Genomic DNA, 15,998 nt, shown 5'->3' with positions numbered 1-15,998 from the left:
AGCCCTAAAGTTGATGCGCATGGGGCGCGGCCCCAGATCCCACTTTTGTTGGGTTTGGGCGGCTTCGCCGCCCAAACCCAACAAAAAAATACTGCGGGGGCGGCGAAGCCGCCCCCGCACCCCCAACGGGAGGTGACGTTGCGCTAGCCCTGAGCCTGAATGGTGATTCCTTGACGCGGCCTGACGCCTCGGCTACAATCCCGGCTGGAGCCCACTGAGTCGTCAACGATGCCGACGCGTCAAGGAGATGCTATGACTGCCCCATCTGAGCCCACCACGTACACGATTGAGTATATGCCCGGCGACCTGCCCGGCCCGAAGGCGAAGGCGCTGGTATCGCGCGACGGCCAGGTTATGGCGCCGATGGGGCGGGTCTACCCCCTGGTGATCGACCACGCCCAGGGCTGCGAGGTCTGGGATGTGGACGGGAACCGCTTCCTCGATGTGACATCCGGGATCGCCGTGCTCGCGGCCGGCCACTGCCACCCCCGGCTGGTCCAGGTCGCCCAGGAGCAGCTCACCCGCTTCACGCACATGGCGGGGACGGACTTCTACAACGAGCCGATGATCAGGACGGCCGAGAAGCTGGTCTCGCTGATGCCGGGCGGGGCGGGCTGGCAGGTCTTCTTCACCAACAGCGGCACCGAGGCGGTGGAGGCGAGCATCAAGCTGGCCCGCTACGCCACCGGGCGGCAGAACATCATCGCCTTCTACAGCTCCTTCCACGGGCGCAGCTACGGCAGCCTCTCGCTCACCGCCTCGAAGGCCCGCCAGCGCCGCGGATTCTTCCCGCTGCTGCCCGGCACCTTCCACGCATTCTACGCCAACCCCGACCGACCGCCGCTGAACAGCGACCCGGAGCGCGTCACCGAGACCTGCCTGGGCTTTATCGAGAGCACGCTGTTCCAGACCACCTGCCCGCCCGATGAGGTCGCGGCGATCATCGTCGAGCCGATCCAGGGCGAGGGCGGCTATGTGGTGCCGGCGCCGGGCTTCCTCATGGGCCTGCGCGAGATCTGCGACCGCCACGGGATCATGCTGATCGCCGACGAGGTGCAGAGTGGCGTGGGACGCACCGGCAAGATGTGGGCCTTCGAGCACGAGGGGGTCGTGCCCGACATCGTGGCCTCGGCCAAGGGACTGGGCGGCGGCCTGCCCTTCGGCGCGATGATCGCCCGCGAGGGGATCTCTCGCCAGTGGCAGCCCGGCTCCCACGGCAACACCTACGGCGGCAACGGCCTGAGCTGCGCGGTGGCCCACGAGCTGCTGACCATGGTCGAGGAGGAGCTGATGGCGAACGCGGCCCAGGTGGGCGGCCACCTGATGGCCCGGCTGGCGGAGCTGAAGGGGCGCTTCCCGCAGATCGGCGTGGTGCGCGGGCGTGGCCTGATGATCGGCGTCGAGTTCATCGACCCGGCCACCGGCCAGCCCGCCGGCAAGCTGGCCGACGCGATCATGGAGGACTGCTTCCAGAAGGGGCTGCTCGTGCTCACCTGCGGGGCCTCGACGATCCGCTTCTGCCCCCCGCTCACCCTCAGCGAGGCCCAGGCCGATGAGACGGCCGAGCGCTTCGCCCTGGCGATCGCCGCCTGCGTGGGGTAGGTCGCCGCCCGGCGGGGGTGCGGGGGCGGCTTCGCCGCCCCCGCAGAATGTTTGTATTGGGTTTGGGCGGCTTCGCCGCCCAAACCCAATACAAAACCAGGTCTGGGGCGAAGCCCCAGGACGTTGCAGAAGCCCTGGCTGCGTCCCTACGCGCGCCCGTGATATAATCCCCTGTATGGGTGTACTCTGGCTGATCGGCGCAATCATCGCTGCGGCGAGCCTCTACTGGCTGGTCGTAATCGGCGAGGGCACCTACCTCGGGCCGTGGGCCGTCCGCCTGGTCTACCGGCTCGGCGCTGCCCACTACGACTCGGTGCGCGCCAGCACCCACGCCGCCGACCCGGCGCTGCTCCTGCCCGTGCTGCGCGAGGCGCTCGCCGGCGTCGCGCGCCCGCAGGTGCTCGATGTGGCCACCGGCACCGGCCGCGTGCCGCTGCTGATCGCCGGGGAGCCAGGCTTCGACGGGATGGTCGTCGGCCTCGACCTGACCGAGGCGATGCTCGACCGCGCCCGCGCCAAGCAGGCGGAATCCTGCCCGCAGGCCCCGATCCGCTGGGTGCGCGCCGAGGCCGGCCGCCTCGCATGGCCCGACGCGAGCTTCGACATGGTATCCTGCCTGGAGGCGATCGAGTACTTCCCGCGCCCTCGCCGCGCCCTCGCCGAGATGGCCCGCGTCCTGCGGCCCGGCGGCGCCCTCGTGATCAGCAAGTGGCCCGACGCCTGGGCGCGCGCCCTGCCCGGCCGCGCCCTAACCTGCAGCGCCCTGACCCGGCGCCTCACCGGGATGGGGCTCGCCGCGATCACGATCCGCCCCTGGCAGCCGGGGAACTATGAGCTGGTTACCGCAAAGAAGTGCTGAATTGTAAATGTTGAATTGTGAATGCTGAATGTTGAATGCCCGGATGCGCTGTAGCATTCAACATTCAACATTCAACATTCAACATTTGTTATGGCAGACGCGACCCCAACACCCACCTCCGCGCCGCTGCTCTTTGGGCGCTACCGCGTACACGAGCTGCTCGGCGAGACGCGCCTGTCCAGCGTCTACGCGGCGACCGACGAGCGACTGCACCGCCATGTGCTCATGCACCTGCTGCGCAAGGAGCTGGCCGGCCAGGAGCGTCCGCGCGCGCGCTTCATCGGCGAGATCGGCCAGAGCGCGCGCCGCTCGCACCAGGCCCTGCTCGAGGTGTTCGACAGCGGCGAGGCCGCCGGTCGCCCGTTTATGATCACCGAGTATGTCAGCGGGCGCCCCCTGCGCGGGCTCGGCGTGCTGACGGTTGAGCAGGCGCTCCTCTATATGCGCCAGGTCGCCGGGGCCATCGCCGCATGTCAGGCCGGCGGCGACACCGCCACGCCCAACGGGCTGTATCACCCGCCGATCAGCAGCAGCAATGTGCTGCTCGTGGACGAGGGCCGGGTGAAGCTGGTGGACAGCTGGCAGCTGCCGACCGACGCCGCCCTGGCCGACCTGGCCCACTACCGCGCCCCCGAGCTGAGCGAGGGCCAGCCGGCCACGCCGGCCAGCGCGGTCTATAGCCTGGGGCTCCTGCTGTACGAGCTGATCACCGGGCAGCGCCCGGTCAGCGGCGAGGATGCGCGAGCCACCGCCCTCGCCCACCTCAGCGCCCGCATCCCGCCCCTCGCCCAGGCCCGGCCGACGCTCTATCTGCCGGCGGCCGAGGATCTAGTAGCGCGGGCGACCGCCCGCTACCCCGAGCATCGCTACGCCAGCGCCGGGGAGTTCGCCACCGCCCTCGATGGCCTCTGGCGCAACCTCGGGGTCAGCACGCAGCGCCTGGTGGCCCCGTCCGCGCGCGCTGCGACGCCGCCGGCCCCGGCCCTGCGGGCCAGCAGGCCGCAGGGCGACCCGCAGCCTGCCGCGCCCGCGCCGCCCGCCAGGCCACAGCCCCGCAGCCCCGCAGGCTTCAGCGTCACCGAGCGGCTCAGGCGCCAGCCGGCGGCCTCCGTCGCCCCTGATGTCATTCGCCAGCGCAGCCTCACCCGCAGCATGGTCGGGTGGGCGGTGATGCTCGGCCTGCTCCTGCTGGTGGCCGCCGGCAGCTACGTGGGCGTCAACGCCCTGATCAGCCAGTTCAGCCAGGGCTCAGCACCGAACCTGCCAAGCCTGCCGGGGCTGCCCAGCGCCGACACCAGCGACGGCCCGCTCACATGGCTGGGCGGGCTCTTCGGGCGCGACGAGGTCTATATCGTCAACCTGGCCGAGGGGCTGAACCTGCGCAGCCAGCCCGACGTGAACGACCCGGCCACTATCCTCACGGTGGTGGCAAACGGCACGCCCGTGACGAAGCTCGATGGCCCCGTGGTGAAAGACAATATCCCCTGGCTGCGCGTGTCGGTCGATACGGGCGGGAGCCACTACGAGGGCTGGATGTCGCTCAACTACCTGCGCCAGGAACCGTAGCGGCGATCATAGCTGATGGAGGGCAGCGTGGCGAAAGAGGAGCTATCCAGTCAGGTGATCTATGGCGAGCGGATATGTCTGCGGCCCTGGCAGCGGCGCGATACGCTGGCCCAGGAGCTCTGGCCGCGCTATACCGACCCGTTCAGCACGCTGTGGAATATTCCGCGGGCGACCTTCTTCAGCGACCATGCGCGCTCGGGGTGGAGCGCGCAGCGCTACGTGTGGGCGATCGACGATGTGTACCAGCGGATGATCGGGCGGATCTCGCTGCGCGAGATCGACATGGGCGACTCGAGCGCACGCCTGGGCATCTCGCTCTCACAGCACCACGTGAGCCAGGGGCTCGGCACCGAGGCGATGGAGCTCTTCCTCACCATATACTTCGGCTCGCTCGGCTACCGCGCCATGTACCTCGACGTGGCCGCCTTCAACACGCGGGCGGTGCGCTGCTACGAGCGGCTGGGATTCGAGTATGTCCAGAGCGAGTGGCGCAGCGCCGGGCGAGACCCGAGCCTGCGCCTGCTCGATGACCCGCGCTATAAGGACTATATCGCCTTCTTTCGCCGCGGTCGTTACGAGACAATGGTAGAGTTCTATGAGATGATCTTGTCACAGAGCGCATGGCATGCCCGCGCCTAGCGCGATCGCAGATTGTAGATTATAGACTGAGCGCATTCAGAACCGATCCTTGACCTGGCTCACCCCCGAAAGGTCGCCTGATCCTGCACTCGCCAGCCCGAAGGAGCTCACAATGTCGCTAATCGCTGGAAATCTGGGTGTGGTGCAGCGCCTGCTCGATAGTAAGCAGATGGCCTGGGGGGTCTTCGCGGGCGCGGCCGCCCATCTCTATGGGAACCGCCGCCCGATCCAGGATGTGGATCTGGTGGTGATATCAGGGCAGCTCGCGACGGTCGTGCAGCTGCTCCAGAGCAATGGCAAGGCCGTGCAGTTCGACGGGAACCGGATCATCTGGCGCGGGATCAAGATCTTCGACGACATGGCCGTGCGCCGCGACGGCATGGTCTTCCCCCTGTTGCTCGACGCGCCTATGCAGGCCCATCTGCGCAAGCTCCCGCTGCTCGGCGCGCCGGTGTCAGTGGTGTCGCCCGAGGATGTCGTGGCCCACAAGCTGCTGCTCGACCGCAGCTCGGCCCACGGGAAGTACGACATCGCCGATGTGGAGGGGGTCCTGCGGCGACAGACAATGGACACAGCCTATCTGCGCGAGCGGATCGGGCTGATGCGGGCGGAGGGCCAGCTGATGGGGCGGCTGCGCGAGCTGGGGGTGGAGGTGTAAGGGCGCAGCAGCGCGGCGCTGCTGCGCCCTTACTTCTTACAGCTGGCGCAGCGGCCGTAGAGCTGGAGCAGGTGCCCCTCGATGGCGAAGTCGGTCTCGCTGGCGAGGCGGGCGAGCAGGTCGTCGAGGGCGCAGCCGGCGAAGGCGATGACGACGCCGCAGTCGGTGCAGATCAGGTGATGGAGGTGGCCGGGGAGGCTGGGGACATAGCCGGCCTCCCCCGACTGGGTGTGGATGCGCGCCAGCCAGCCCGCGGCGTTCAGCTGCTCGATGGTGCGGTAGACGGTGGCGCGGCCGGGCGGGCCCACCGCCTGGCCGAGGTCGGCGTAGAGCTGCTCGGCGACGCGAACGGTGTCTGGGGTTGGGGGGGGGTTGGCCATGGTGGTGTGGGCGGATAGCACAAAGGCAGGAGCCAGCGCCGCGCGGGGCCGGGCTCCTGCCTCGTTGTCTTCCCAGCGATACTACGATCGGGCGTGGGAGGGGGCGGCGGGCAGCAGCGAGAGGTGGCGCGCCCGCTTGATCGCGATGGAGAGCCGGCGCTGCATCTTCGCCGTCACGCCGGTGCGGCGGCGCGGCAGGATCTTGCCCTGCGCGGTGACATACTTCTGCAGCCGCTTGATGTCTTTGTAGTCGGGCAGGATGCCAAGCTTGGTAAACTCACACTCGCGACGGCGGCCGCGCGGGCGCCCACCGCCAGCGCCACCGGCGAACCGAGACCGATTGTTGTTCCGCTCCACAGTAACTCCTTTACCGGCGAGCGCATTGGCCCGCCAAATGCACACACATTGCCGGGTAGTATACCATATCTTGCGCGAGGGGCGTTTGGCGGTTGGATCACGAAGGACGCGAAGGGCGGCGAAAGACGCGAGCGCGAAGTGGCGCGGAGATCACGAAGGAGCGGAGCACCCCTTATGGTGAATGTACATGACGCCCCCCCGCTTGAGGTCGACGGCCTGGTGAAGCGCTACGGGCGCGCCCTCGCGGTGGATGGCCTCTCCTTCCGGGTGAGCGCCGGCGAGATCGTGGGCCTGGTTGGCCCCAACGGCGCGGGGAAGACCACCGTGATGCGCTGCTGTGTGGGCATCCTGCGGCCAAGCGCCGGGTCTGTGCGGGTCGGCGGCCACGACAGCGTGGCGGCGCCGAGCGAGGCCCGCCGACAGATGGCCTTTGTGCCCGAGCTGCCCAGCCTCTACCCGCTGCTCACCGTGGCCGAGCAGATCGAGTTTATCGCCCGCAGCTACGGGCCGCTGGCCGCCGACTTCGCCGAGCGGCGCGAGGCTCTGCTGCGCCGATTCGACCTCTGGCCCCAGCGCGCCAAGCTTACCGACAGCCTCTCCAAGGGCATGCGCCAGAAGACGGCGCTGGTGGCGGCATTCCTCCACGGCGCGCGGGTGATCCTGCTCGATGAGCCGCTGATCGGAGTGGACCCGGCCGGCATCCGCCAGCTCAAGGATCTGCTGCTGGAGGCGAGGGCCGGCGGGGCGGCGATCGTGGTCAGCACACACCTGCTCGACACCGCCGAGCGGCTCTGCGACCGCATCCTGGTACTCCAGGCCGGCCGCAAGCGCGCCGAGGGCTCCCTCGCCGACCTGCGCGCCGCCGCCGAGGGCTTCGGCGATGCGACCCTCGAGGAGGTGTTTATGGAGCTGACGAAGGAGTAAGGGCGCAGCAGCACAGCGCCGCTGCGCCCTTACGGTATGCACATCCTGTAGGTGCCTGTGGCGAGCACCTAGAGCTGCGGCCGGCGGGTGTGCCAGTCGGTGACGCGCTGGTAGGCGTCCCCGGCCCGCAGCAGGGTGGCCTCATCGAAGGGCCGGCCGATCAGCTGGAGGCCGACGGGCAAGCTCTCGCTGAACCCGCAGGGCACCACCAGGCCCGGCACGCCGGCCAAGTTGATCGGCAGCGTGCAGACATCGCTCAGGTACATGGCCAGCGGGTCGTCGGTGCGCTGGCCGATCGGGAAGGCTACCGTGGGCGAGGTGGGCGCGGCCAGCAGGTCGACCTGTGTGAAGGCGCGCTCGAAGTCACGTTTGATCAGGGTGCGCACCTGCTGGGCCCGCTTATAGTAGGCGTCGTAGTAGCCCGCCGAGAGGGCGTAGGTGCCGAGCATGATCCGCCGGCGCACCTCGACCCCGAAGCGGTGGCCGCGGGTCAGCTCGATCTGATCCCACATGCTGTCGCCCGGCTCGCGCGGGCCGTAGCGCACCCCGTCGAAGCGGGCCAGGTTCGCGCTGGCCTCGGCCGGGGCGATGATATAGTAGGTGGGCAGGGCGTACTTCGTGTAGGGCAGGGAGACCTCGACGATCTCGGCGCCCTGGTCGCGCAGCGCATCGATGGCCTCGCGGGTGGCCCGCTCGACTCCCGGCTCCATGCCCTCGACGAAGTACTCGCCGGGCACGCCCACCCGCAGGCCGCGCAGGTCGCCCGACAGGGCGGCGCTATAATCGGGGACGGGCGCGGCGGCGCTAGTGCCGTCGCGCGGGTCCTGGCCGGCGATCACCTGGAGCATGAGCGCGAGGTCGGCGGCCGTCCAGGCCATCGGGCCGATCTGATCAAGGGAGGAGCCGTACGCGATCAGGCCGTAGCGGCTGACCCGCCCGTAGGTGGGCTTGAGGCCGCTGACTCCGCAGAGGGCGGCGGGCTGGCGGATGGAGCCGCCGGTGTCGGTGCCGAGGGTGCCGAGGGCCAGGCCAGCCGCCACGGCCGCCGCGCTGCCGCCGCTGCTGCCGCCGGGCACGCGGCTGAGATCCCAGGGGTTGCCGGTCGTCTGGTAGGCGCTGGCCTCGGTGCTGGAGCCCATGGCGAACTCGTCACAGTTGAGCTTGCCGAGCATCACGGCCCCGCTCGCGCGCAGCCGCTCGATCACGGTGGCGCTGTAGGGGGGGGTGAAGTTCTCAAGGATGCGCGAGCCGCAGGTGGTACGCACGCCCTCAGTGCAGATCACGTCCTTGATCGCCAGCGGGATGCCGTGGAGCGGCCCGCTCGCGGGGTCGCCCCGCCCGGCGTCGGCGGCGCGGGCCTGCTCACGGGCGGCATCGGCGGTGATGGTGAGGAATGCCTTGACGCTCGGGTCGGTGCGCTCGATGCGCGACAAGAGCGCCTCGGTCAGCTCTACGGAGGTCAGCTCACCGGCGTCGAGGGCGGCCCGGGCGCCGGTGATCGTCAGAGTGTTCAGGTCGGTCATGCAGATATCTCCCGGCGGGGCGCGTCCGCAGGCGCGGGCGCGGCTGCCCTATTCTACCAAAAAGATCGCGAGGCACGATTTACGCATTATGGACATATCGTATCAGAAGAGCCACCAACATCACGTGATCGGCGATCGACGATCGGCGATCGGCTATGCTCACAGGCTCTGCCTGCTCCTGCTCCTGCTTGCCCTGCTGCCGCCCGGCGCCCAGGCCCAGTCCGGCCCGTCGATGTTTCTCCCCGGCGCCGCGCCGCCCACGCCGCCCGCCTTCACCCAGGGCGGGGCAGACAGCCTCGGCCCACAGCTCGCCGCGGCGGCCCAGGCCTGCCTGCCGGCGCTGACGGACTCGACCGTGGATACGCCAGCGGCCACCACGCCCTGGAAGTCGCTGCGCTCCAGCGTGAGCATCGTCAGCGACCAGTCGTACTCGGCGCCGCAGGCGATCTTCGCTCAGGCGGGCGGCGGCGGCGTGGTCTCGACGGGGCAGGATGTGGCGATCAACGCCGGGGCCAGCGCGATCTACGGCGGCCTCTGGTACCGCTACGCGGCTGGCAGCACCCTGCCCGGCGACCGGCTCCAGGTAGAGATCTACCAGGTCGGGACGGTGAGCACGAATGCGCCGGTTGCCTCCGTCAACACCGCCGTTATGGCCGATGACGCCTGGCACCTGTTCAGCTGGAGCGTGACCGACGCGACGAAGCTGGCGACCCTGCGCGGCCTGGGCGCAGCGACCTTCGCGGTGACGATGCGCAACGCGACGGGCGGGGCGACGCGGCAGCTCTGGGTGGACGACATCGAGATGGATGTCTGCCTGCCGGGGATCGACGGCAGCGTGCGGGCCGCCGAGGGCGGCGCGGCGGTGGCGGGCGCCCAGGTGCTCCTGGCCCGCAATACGGCCGCCGGCAGCACGATCATCGCCAGCGCCGCCAGCGACGCGGCGGGCGCCTACAGCTTCACCGGCGTGCCGGCCCTCGGCGCGGGCGAGACCTACCAGGTCTGGTTTCTCAACGCGCCCGCCAGCGCGACCCGGCCCGACAGCCAACTTGGCTTCTGGGCCGGGCCGACGATCAGCGCGAGCCGGCTGCTCGCCCAGCCGACCTACACCGTGCCGGATCTGGTGGTCGGCGATGTGGCCCTAAGCAGCCCAGATTCCTATAGCACGGTCGCGGCCACCAATAACAGCCCGGTGAGGCTAAGCTGGGCGGGGCGCGGTGTGGCCAACGAGACCTACCAGCTCTGCGTGTACGACCCACAGCGGATCGACCCGGCAACCAGCCTGCCGACCCAGGTGTGCGGGAAGGAGGTGAGCGACCCCAGCCTTTTCACGTTCGACCTCTCGCCGAAGAGCTTTGACAGCGTGCCCAGCTTCGGCTTCAGCTACGGGCGCAGCTACCGCTGGTATGTAGTGGCCTACGGCGCGGACGGGCAGCAGTACGGCTACTCCTTCTACGAGCGGGCGATCACGCTGGCGACCGAGTCGATCAGCCCGCCAGCGGCGGCGGTCACGCCCTCGGCCACGCTCCCTGCGGCAAGCAGCGCCGTAGCCGACTGGACCCTGATGCTCTATGCGGCCGGCGATAACCCGCTCGGCGATACGGCAAGCGCCACGCGTATGTCTCCGCTCGGCCGCCAGATCGCGCAGCTGCGCGATCTGGCGGCCGCCTACCCGAAGCTGCACATCGTAACGCTGAGCGATAGCTACGGGGACACCGGCGCGCAGCTCTGCCACCTGCCGCCCACGGGCCAGCCCGACTGCCAGGAGCGCGGCGAGATCTCCACCGGCGACCCAGCGGTCCTCGGCGACTTCGTAAAGACAGCGCTGGCGCGCTACCCAGCCAATCACACCATGCTGATCATTGCCGGGCCGGGAGACCCGATCGGCGGGCTCGGCTACGACCTCACCACGCCGGGCGCGCCCGCGATCGATACGGTCGGCCTACGCGCCGCCTTTGCGGCGGCGGGGCTGGGTGCGGGCAAGCGGCTTGATCTGATCTTCTATCAGGTTCCGCTGATGGGAACGATCGAGGTAGCGGCGGCGAGCGCGCCCTACGCACGCTACATGGTCGCCGCCGCCGATGAGTACTGGACGCTGCCGGTCTATTCCTACATGCTGCCGATGCTGGCCGGCGCACAGAAGGATCAGCCGGCGCAGGTGGCAAAGAGCATGGCGGGTATCTACAGCGCGGCGATAGGCGGGACGAATAGGGGGCTTTCCAGCAGCATCGCCGCCTACGACCTGGGACAGGCTGCGGCGGTAGACAGTGCGCTAGAGAGCCTGGGCACCGAGCTCCAGTCGGCCCTGATCAGCGACAGCAGCACCGTGCGCGCTGCACTGCGACGGATCCGTCAGGGGGCGGCAGTCTATGACTCATCGGGCAACGGTCTGATCAATCAGCTAGAGCAGCGATCAGGGGAGCCGGTGAGCGCACAGGAAGATAGCCTTATCGACCTGAGGCGCCTGGCGACGGCCATCCAGGCAGATCTGAGCCTACCGCAGATGGTGCGCGATACAGCGGGCGATCTGGCGGGCACCATCTCCGGCGGCACGACGCCCCTGATGCTGACATCCTTACAGATCTCAGGGGTGGGCACGGCGGGCTACCCGGTCTCGCTGAGCGGCACAAACGGCCTATCCGTCTTCTTCCCAAATGGCGCGCGGCTCGGCGGGCAGCAGACTATGGTGCAGCGATACCTCTACGGGGCGAGCGGCGCCCCGCGCGATAGCGCGTGGGCCGCATTTCTGCGGTCCTACCTCGCCCGCGAGATCGGCCGCGGCCCCGGCGGGGTGACGACAGGCCCCCAGGGCGGCGCGCAGCTGCGCGGGCCTGTTGGCGGGGTGATCAGCTTTGATCTCTTCCTGCCGCTGACGATGCGGTAGCCCTCGGGGGGCGCACAGCGAGGGGCGGCCGCAGTGCGGCCGCCCCTCGCTGTGTGTTGTCGCTGGAGCCTCGGGCCTGAAGCTACTCGGTGACGGTGAGCACCGTGTGCATGCCCGACTCGTAGTGGCTGACGAGGTTGCAGAACAGGATGTAGGTGCCGGGGGCAAGATCGAGCGTCACCTCACCCGACGTGCCGCCATCGATCTCGGGGATCTCGCCGAGGCTCGTGATCTTGTCCTCGGGGATGCGCGAGATCGTCTTGTCGTAGGGCATGGTGAGCGCCGCAGCCGCATTGACGATAGGCACGACTAACATCTCGTGCGTGACGACATCGACATTCTTCGCGCGGAAGGTGACCTTACCGGCGGGCACCGTGGTGACATCTGGAGTAACAGAGAATGAGACCAGCTCGACGTTCACCGTCGACTCTTTCGGCGCCACCGGCCCCGCCGACGCGTTCCCACCACAGCCAGCAACCGCCAACACCATGAGTCCGAGCATCGATGCCATGATCACCGTCTTGAGCAGCCGCTTCATTGAGGGTCCCCCTTGATTCGGTCAGCGAAACGCTTTCGCTGACACACGTTTCTCAGCCGGCACCAATGCCGCCTGGGCACCACGTACGCTCGGGGTACAATCCACCCCTGATAACGTACATGTATCGGATGATGCGCCGGTTGCAAATTCACTAATGCCCAGGAGATATCGTAATAATACACCATGTATTATAAATCTGCACAGCTATTTTCGGACAGTTGTCGAATCTTTACACAGCTTTGGCGAGATCCCACTGCTCCTGAGCTACGCAAGGGGTAGTGCGACGAACGACGAACGGCCATCGTTGCACGATGGCCGTTCGTCGTTCGTCATTTGTCGTTCGCCGGGGATCAATCTCTCAGGCCCGCCAGGAAGCCGAGCAGCAGCCCGCGAAAGGGCCTGGCCGACTCGATCTGGGGGAAGTGGCCGCAGGTCGGGAAGGTTATCAGGCGGGCGCCCGGGATCTCGGCCGCGGCGACAGCGCTCTGAGCCACAGGGAAGATCTGGTCATTCTCCCCCCAGGTCAGCAGGGTGGGGACGCGTAGCTCGCCCAGGCGGGCCCGCATACCGCTGATCTCCAGGTCGGTGGCATCGTAGCGCTGGCTCAGGGCAGTGAGGGCGTGGATGTTCTCCCAGCCCTGAAATGCCCCGCTCGATTGTGCGATGATCTCCTCGGTGACAAATGCCTCAGGCTGGTGGAAGGCCGCGCCCATCATGGCGCGCACCAGGGGCGGCTGGCCTGAGAGCCAGAGGATCGACCAGCAGAGCAGCGGCCATTTGCCGACCTTGCTCATCGCCGCAGCGGGCGCGAAGCCGTCGGTGGCGACCAGAGCCAGTCCCGTCACCATAGCCGGATGGAGCAGCGCGGTGGCCAGGGCGTACTTGCCACCCATCGAGTGGGCCACGATCGCCGCCCGATCAATACCCAGCTGGCCCATCGCCTCAACATAGAGCCCAGTGATAAACTCCAGCGAGTAGGGCGCATCTCTCGGCTTCTGGGAGCGCCCGAAGCCCAGACAGTCGAAGGCCAGGGCACGGTAGCCCGCCCCGGCCAGAACATCCCCCGTCGCCCGCCATCCCTCGGCGGACCCCCCGAACCCGTGCAGCAGCAGAACCGCCGGTCCATGCCCAGCTTCTAGGTAGTGCAGGCGGTAGCCGTGTACTGTGATATATCGGCTTTGCATAGCTGAAGTATAGCATGCGTTCAGGGCCGGATCATTCACATGATCAGCATCCAGCAGGGCATGAGCAACGTCAGCGGGCGAGTAAACTCGCGCCCGCAGGGCCTGCGGCCAACCGCCCGCCTTCGTAGGCGGATCCGGCGTCGGCCTGCGCCGACGCCCGGCGCGCAGCGCCTCATTGGCGCGACTTCCCGTCGCCAGCCGGGGGGCCAGGGACGTTGCTCATACCCTGCCGCATCCAGCCGGTGGGGGCAGCCTCATGAGTGATCAGACGATCCGCCCGCCGGGCAGCGGCGGGAAGACCGGCACCTCCTTGGCGGCGAAGGCGGCCAGGCCGATCTTGTAGTCCTCCGAGGCCAGGGCCGCCCGGATCGCCGCCGTCTCGTAGCGCAGGCCCTGCTCGATCGAGCTCTCGACCCCGACATCGATCGCGGCCTTCGCATAGGCGACCGCCAGCGGGCTGTGGCGGACGATCGCTGCGGCCAGCGCGCGGGCTGCGGGCAGCAGATCCTCGCTCGATGTCACCCGGCTGAGCAGCCCCCAGTCGAACGCCTCTGCGGCGCTGATGCGGCGTCCGGTGAAGATCATCTCCTTGGCGCGGGTGGGGCCGATCAGGCGGGGCAGACGTTGGGTGCCGCCGGCCCCCGGGATGACGCCGAGGCCCACCTCGGGCAGGGCGATCTCGGCGTGGTGGACGGCCAGCCGAAAGTCGCAGGCCAGGGTGATCTCGCAGCCGCCGCCCAGGGCCAGCCCATTGATCGCGGCGATGGTGGGGATGGGCAGCCGGGCCAGCTGCGCCGCGCAGTCGGTGATCGCCCGGTTGTGCGCCCAGCGCCCGACTGCGTCCAGGGTCGCCCGCTCTTTCAGGTCGGCCCCGCTACAGAACGAGCGCGTCCCTGCGGCGGTCAGGATCAGCGCCCGGGCCTCCCGCATCGCCTCGACCGCCTCCAGGGCCGCCAGCAGCTCGGCGGTGAGCCGCACGCCCATCGCGTTCAGGCGCTCCGGCCGGCGCAGGGTGATCGTCACGACTCCGCCCTCGACCGTCAGCGTGAGCTGCTCATAGACCGGATCGTCCATAGTTTGCGCTCCCTTCATCGATTGCAGATTGCAGATTGCAGATTGCAGATCGAGCCACATCTGCAATCTGTATGTGCCGCCCAAGCTACGGAGATCGGCGCTGCGACCGGGCGCGCGGGCGGCGTATGTGGTACTGTACCATGGCAACAGGCCATCGTTGGCTGGCCATCGAACAGCAGGGGCAGCCACATGCGCAGCCTGCAGGTTTGACAAACCATCAGAATCGTAGCTACAATCATTGGTATCCCAAATTACTACTGTAAGACCATTGGTCACAAGTTAAGGTTTCGGCGTATGTGTCAAATGTCGACGTACCAGCATATCGACTACCTGATAGCGAATGGCACATGCACAAGTGAACGTTCGGGCGGTTGCAGCGCATAACGTCACGGGCGCGCTGCATAAAACGTTCTGCCGAGCTCGTAACCAATGGCTGTGGGGCGGCACAGCACGGGTGCAAGACCCTTGAAGCCCAAGCGTTTACGCTTGGGAGCCGTCACAGGAAGAGCCGCCGCACTGCCGGGCCGCGTCCTGGCAGGCTACCGAGGTACGCCCGTGGGAACAACACTCATCCTCCTCATTGTCGTTATCGTTGTGGTTCTAGTCGGGCTGATCGGAATCTACAACGGACTGATCGGTAAGCGCAACCGGGCCGACCAGGCATTCTCCTCGGTCGACGTCATGCTCAAGAAGCGCTACGACCTGATCCCCAACCTCGTGGCGACCGTCGAGAAGTATATGGTCCACGAGCGCGAGCTGCTGAGCGAGCTGACCGAGCTGCGCACCCGGGCGGTGACCGGCGACATGACCCCGGCCCAGCGCGCGGAGTCCGAGCGCCAGATCGACAGCGCCCTCGGTCGGGTGATGGTGTCGGTCGAGAGCTACCCGGACCTGAAGGCGAGCCAGAACTTTATGCACCTCCAGGCCAGCCTGAACGAGGTCGAGGAGCAGATCTCGGCGTCCCGGCGGGCCTACAACGCCGCCGTCACCGACTACAACAACGCCATCCAGATGCTGCCAGGCAGCCTCATGGCCGGCCCGATGGGCCTGAGCCAGCGCGTGCTGTTCGAGGCGAGCGCCGTCGAGCGCCAGAGCGTCGATGTGCGTAGCATGTTTCAGCGCTGATGCCAACCACACCACCCAACCAGCCCGCACTGGCCGCGCTCTACCAGGGCGAGCTGCGCCCCATCCTCGACGAGCTCGAGGCGCGCCGGCTGCGCGCCCGCAACCGGGCCTTGCTGAGCGCCGCCATCATCGCGCCGCTCGCCATCGTCTTGGCCCTGGTGCTCACGCGCGTGATCGGGGTATTCGGCCTGATCGTCCCGCTCGCCATCGGCTTCATTGTCTGGGGGGTCTTGGTCAACGGGGCGATGCAGGAGTACCGCAGCTACTTCAAGTCTGAGGTGATTGCCCGCCTGGCCAGGGTGATCGACCCCGACCTATCCTACATACCGGGCGGCGGGATCAGCCAGCGTGAGTTCGCCGACAGCGGGATCTACCGCCATCGGATCGACCGCTACCGGGCCGAGGATCACTTCAGCGGGCGGGTGGGGACGACGGCCTTCCGCTTCTCCGAGGTTCACGCTGAGTATAAGACCACCACGACGGACTCGAAGGGCAACCGGCGCACCACGTGGCACACGATCTTTCACGGGATCTTCTTCATCGCCGACTTCAACAAGAACTTTCAGGGGCAGACCTTTGTGCTGCCCGACACGGCCGAGCGCGCGCTGGGCGGTCTGGGCCGCATGATGCAGGGCTGGGGGAGCAAGATCGACGGGCGGCCCGGCGAGATGGTGCGCCTGGAGGATCC

General features: G+C 68.1%; 15 protein-coding genes. 9 read left to right on the top strand and 6 right to left on the bottom strand.

The window, feature by feature from the left end:
• Window positions 1-252 precede the first annotated feature (252 nt).
• The 5 genes from K2Z83_RS02170 to K2Z83_RS02150 all read left to right on the top strand — a co-directional run bounded on the left by K2Z83_RS02170 (window position 253) and on the right by K2Z83_RS02150 (window position 5,324).
• Window positions 253-1,602 carry an acetyl ornithine aminotransferase family protein gene (locus K2Z83_RS02170; protein ID WP_220593552.1) on the top strand — a complete coding sequence of 450 codons (1,350 nt, stop codon included), beginning with the start codon at window positions 253-255 and terminating at the stop codon, window positions 1,600-1,602.
• A gap of 175 nt (window positions 1,603-1,777) precedes the next feature.
• Window positions 1,778-2,461, top strand: coding sequence for a class I SAM-dependent methyltransferase (locus tag K2Z83_RS02165; protein WP_220593551.1), 684 nt, complete (start codon window positions 1,778-1,780; stop codon window positions 2,459-2,461).
• A gap of 90 nt (window positions 2,462-2,551) precedes the next feature.
• Window positions 2,552-4,027: a serine/threonine protein kinase gene (locus tag K2Z83_RS02160; protein ID WP_220593550.1), complete on the top strand. Its 1,476-nt coding sequence runs from the start codon at window positions 2,552-2,554 to the stop codon at window positions 4,025-4,027.
• 27 nt (window positions 4,028-4,054) lie between these two features.
• Complete coding sequence (locus K2Z83_RS02155; RefSeq protein ID WP_220593549.1) at window positions 4,055-4,666, top strand: GNAT family N-acetyltransferase; 612 nt, start codon at window positions 4,055-4,057, stop codon at window positions 4,664-4,666.
• Between the two features lie 112 nt (window positions 4,667-4,778).
• Window positions 4,779-5,324 carry a hypothetical protein gene (locus tag K2Z83_RS02150; RefSeq protein ID WP_220593548.1) on the top strand — a complete coding sequence of 182 codons (546 nt, stop codon included), beginning with the start codon at window positions 4,779-4,781 and terminating at the stop codon, window positions 5,322-5,324.
• A 29-nt stretch (window positions 5,325-5,353) separates the two neighbouring features.
• On the opposite strand, the gene K2Z83_RS02145 is transcribed toward K2Z83_RS02150, so the two are convergent.
• Window positions 5,354-5,725 (bottom strand): Fur family transcriptional regulator, encoded by a 372-nt coding sequence (locus tag K2Z83_RS02145; protein ID WP_370650021.1) that lies wholly within the window; start codon window positions 5,723-5,725, stop codon window positions 5,354-5,356.
• A gap of 60 nt (window positions 5,726-5,785) precedes the next feature.
• Entirely contained in the window at window positions 5,786-6,061 is a 276-nt protein-coding gene (gene rpsR, locus K2Z83_RS02140) for a 30S ribosomal protein S18 (protein WP_220593547.1), read from the bottom strand.
• 174 nt (window positions 6,062-6,235) lie between these two features.
• Here rpsR and K2Z83_RS02135 point away from each other — a divergent pair, with 174 nt between their 5' ends.
• Window positions 6,236-6,985 (top strand): ABC transporter ATP-binding protein, encoded by a 750-nt coding sequence (locus tag K2Z83_RS02135; protein WP_220593546.1) that lies wholly within the window; start codon window positions 6,236-6,238, stop codon window positions 6,983-6,985.
• A 68-nt stretch (window positions 6,986-7,053) separates the two neighbouring features.
• Here the strand turns inward: K2Z83_RS02135 and gatA are convergent, their stop codons facing one another.
• The gene (gene gatA, locus K2Z83_RS02130) at window positions 7,054-8,508 is read right to left on the bottom strand and encodes an Asp-tRNA(Asn)/Glu-tRNA(Gln) amidotransferase subunit GatA (RefSeq protein ID WP_220593545.1); all 1,455 of its coding nucleotides are present in this window, start codon (window positions 8,506-8,508) and stop codon (window positions 7,054-7,056) included.
• 88 nt (window positions 8,509-8,596) lie between these two features.
• On the opposite strand from gatA, the gene K2Z83_RS02125 reads away from it, so the two are divergent.
• On the top strand, window positions 8,597-11,389 hold the full coding sequence (locus tag K2Z83_RS02125) for a clostripain-related cysteine peptidase (RefSeq protein WP_220593544.1): 2,793 nt from the start codon (window positions 8,597-8,599) through the stop codon (window positions 11,387-11,389).
• A gap of 82 nt (window positions 11,390-11,471) precedes the next feature.
• Here K2Z83_RS02125 and K2Z83_RS02120 read toward each other — a convergent pair whose 3' ends face one another.
• The 3 genes from K2Z83_RS02120 to K2Z83_RS02110 form a co-directional block, all read right to left on the bottom strand.
• Window positions 11,472-11,927, bottom strand: a complete 456-nt coding sequence (locus K2Z83_RS02120) for a sulfocyanin-like copper-binding protein (protein ID WP_220593543.1) — start codon at window positions 11,925-11,927, stop codon at window positions 11,472-11,474.
• Window positions 11,928-12,277: 350 nt separating this feature from the next.
• The gene (locus tag K2Z83_RS02115) at window positions 12,278-13,111 is read right to left on the bottom strand and encodes an alpha/beta fold hydrolase (protein WP_220593542.1); all 834 of its coding nucleotides are present in this window, start codon (window positions 13,109-13,111) and stop codon (window positions 12,278-12,280) included.
• Between the two features lie 264 nt (window positions 13,112-13,375).
• Window positions 13,376-14,185, bottom strand: a complete 810-nt coding sequence (locus K2Z83_RS02110; RefSeq protein ID WP_220593541.1) for an enoyl-CoA hydratase/isomerase family protein — start codon at window positions 14,183-14,185, stop codon at window positions 13,376-13,378.
• Between the two features lie 555 nt (window positions 14,186-14,740).
• Between K2Z83_RS02110 and K2Z83_RS02105 the strand changes: the two genes are divergently transcribed.
• Together K2Z83_RS02105 and K2Z83_RS02100 are read left to right on the top strand one after the other, a co-directional pair.
• The gene (locus tag K2Z83_RS02105; protein ID WP_220593540.1) at window positions 14,741-15,310 is read left to right on the top strand and encodes a LemA family protein; all 570 of its coding nucleotides are present in this window, start codon (window positions 14,741-14,743) and stop codon (window positions 15,308-15,310) included.
• On the top strand, window positions 15,310-15,998 hold a 689-nt coding region (locus tag K2Z83_RS02100), incomplete at its 3' end, for a DUF3137 domain-containing protein (protein WP_220593539.1). The genes K2Z83_RS02105 and K2Z83_RS02100, both read left to right, overlap by 1 nt.

This window comes from Oscillochloris sp. ZM17-4 (assembly GCF_019599295.1).
In the GTDB taxonomy this organism is placed as follows: domain Bacteria; phylum Chloroflexota; class Chloroflexia; order Chloroflexales; family Chloroflexaceae; genus Oscillochloris.
This window is presented reverse-complemented; position numbering and strand designations above follow the sequence as displayed.

Bases quoted from the DNA above. Each gene is read 5' to 3' on its own strand.
- K2Z83_RS02170 (WP_220593552.1), top strand. From the start codon at position 253: ATGACTGCCCCATCTGAGCCCACCACGTACACGATTGAGTATATGCCC.
- K2Z83_RS02165 (WP_220593551.1), top strand. From the start codon at position 1,778: ATGGGTGTACTCTGGCTGATCGGCGCAATCATCGCTGCGGCGAGCCTC.
- K2Z83_RS02160 (WP_220593550.1), top strand. From the start codon at position 2,552: ATGGCAGACGCGACCCCAACACCCACCTCCGCGCCGCTGCTCTTTGGG.
- K2Z83_RS02150 (WP_220593548.1), top strand. From the start codon at position 4,779: ATGTCGCTAATCGCTGGAAATCTGGGTGTGGTGCAGCGCCTGCTCGAT.
- K2Z83_RS02135 (WP_220593546.1), top strand. From the start codon at position 6,236: ATGGTGAATGTACATGACGCCCCCCCGCTTGAGGTCGACGGCCTGGTG.
- gatA (WP_220593545.1), bottom strand. From the start codon at position 8,508: ATGACCGACCTGAACACTCTGACGATCACCGGCGCCCGGGCCGCCCTC.
- K2Z83_RS02125 (WP_220593544.1), top strand. From the start codon at position 8,597: ATGGACATATCGTATCAGAAGAGCCACCAACATCACGTGATCGGCGAT.
- K2Z83_RS02120 (WP_220593543.1), bottom strand. From the start codon at position 11,927: ATGAAGCGGCTGCTCAAGACGGTGATCATGGCATCGATGCTCGGACTC.
- K2Z83_RS02115 (WP_220593542.1), bottom strand. From the start codon at position 13,111: ATGCAAAGCCGATATATCACAGTACACGGCTACCGCCTGCACTACCTA.
- K2Z83_RS02110 (WP_220593541.1), bottom strand. From the start codon at position 14,185: ATGGACGATCCGGTCTATGAGCAGCTCACGCTGACGGTCGAGGGCGGA.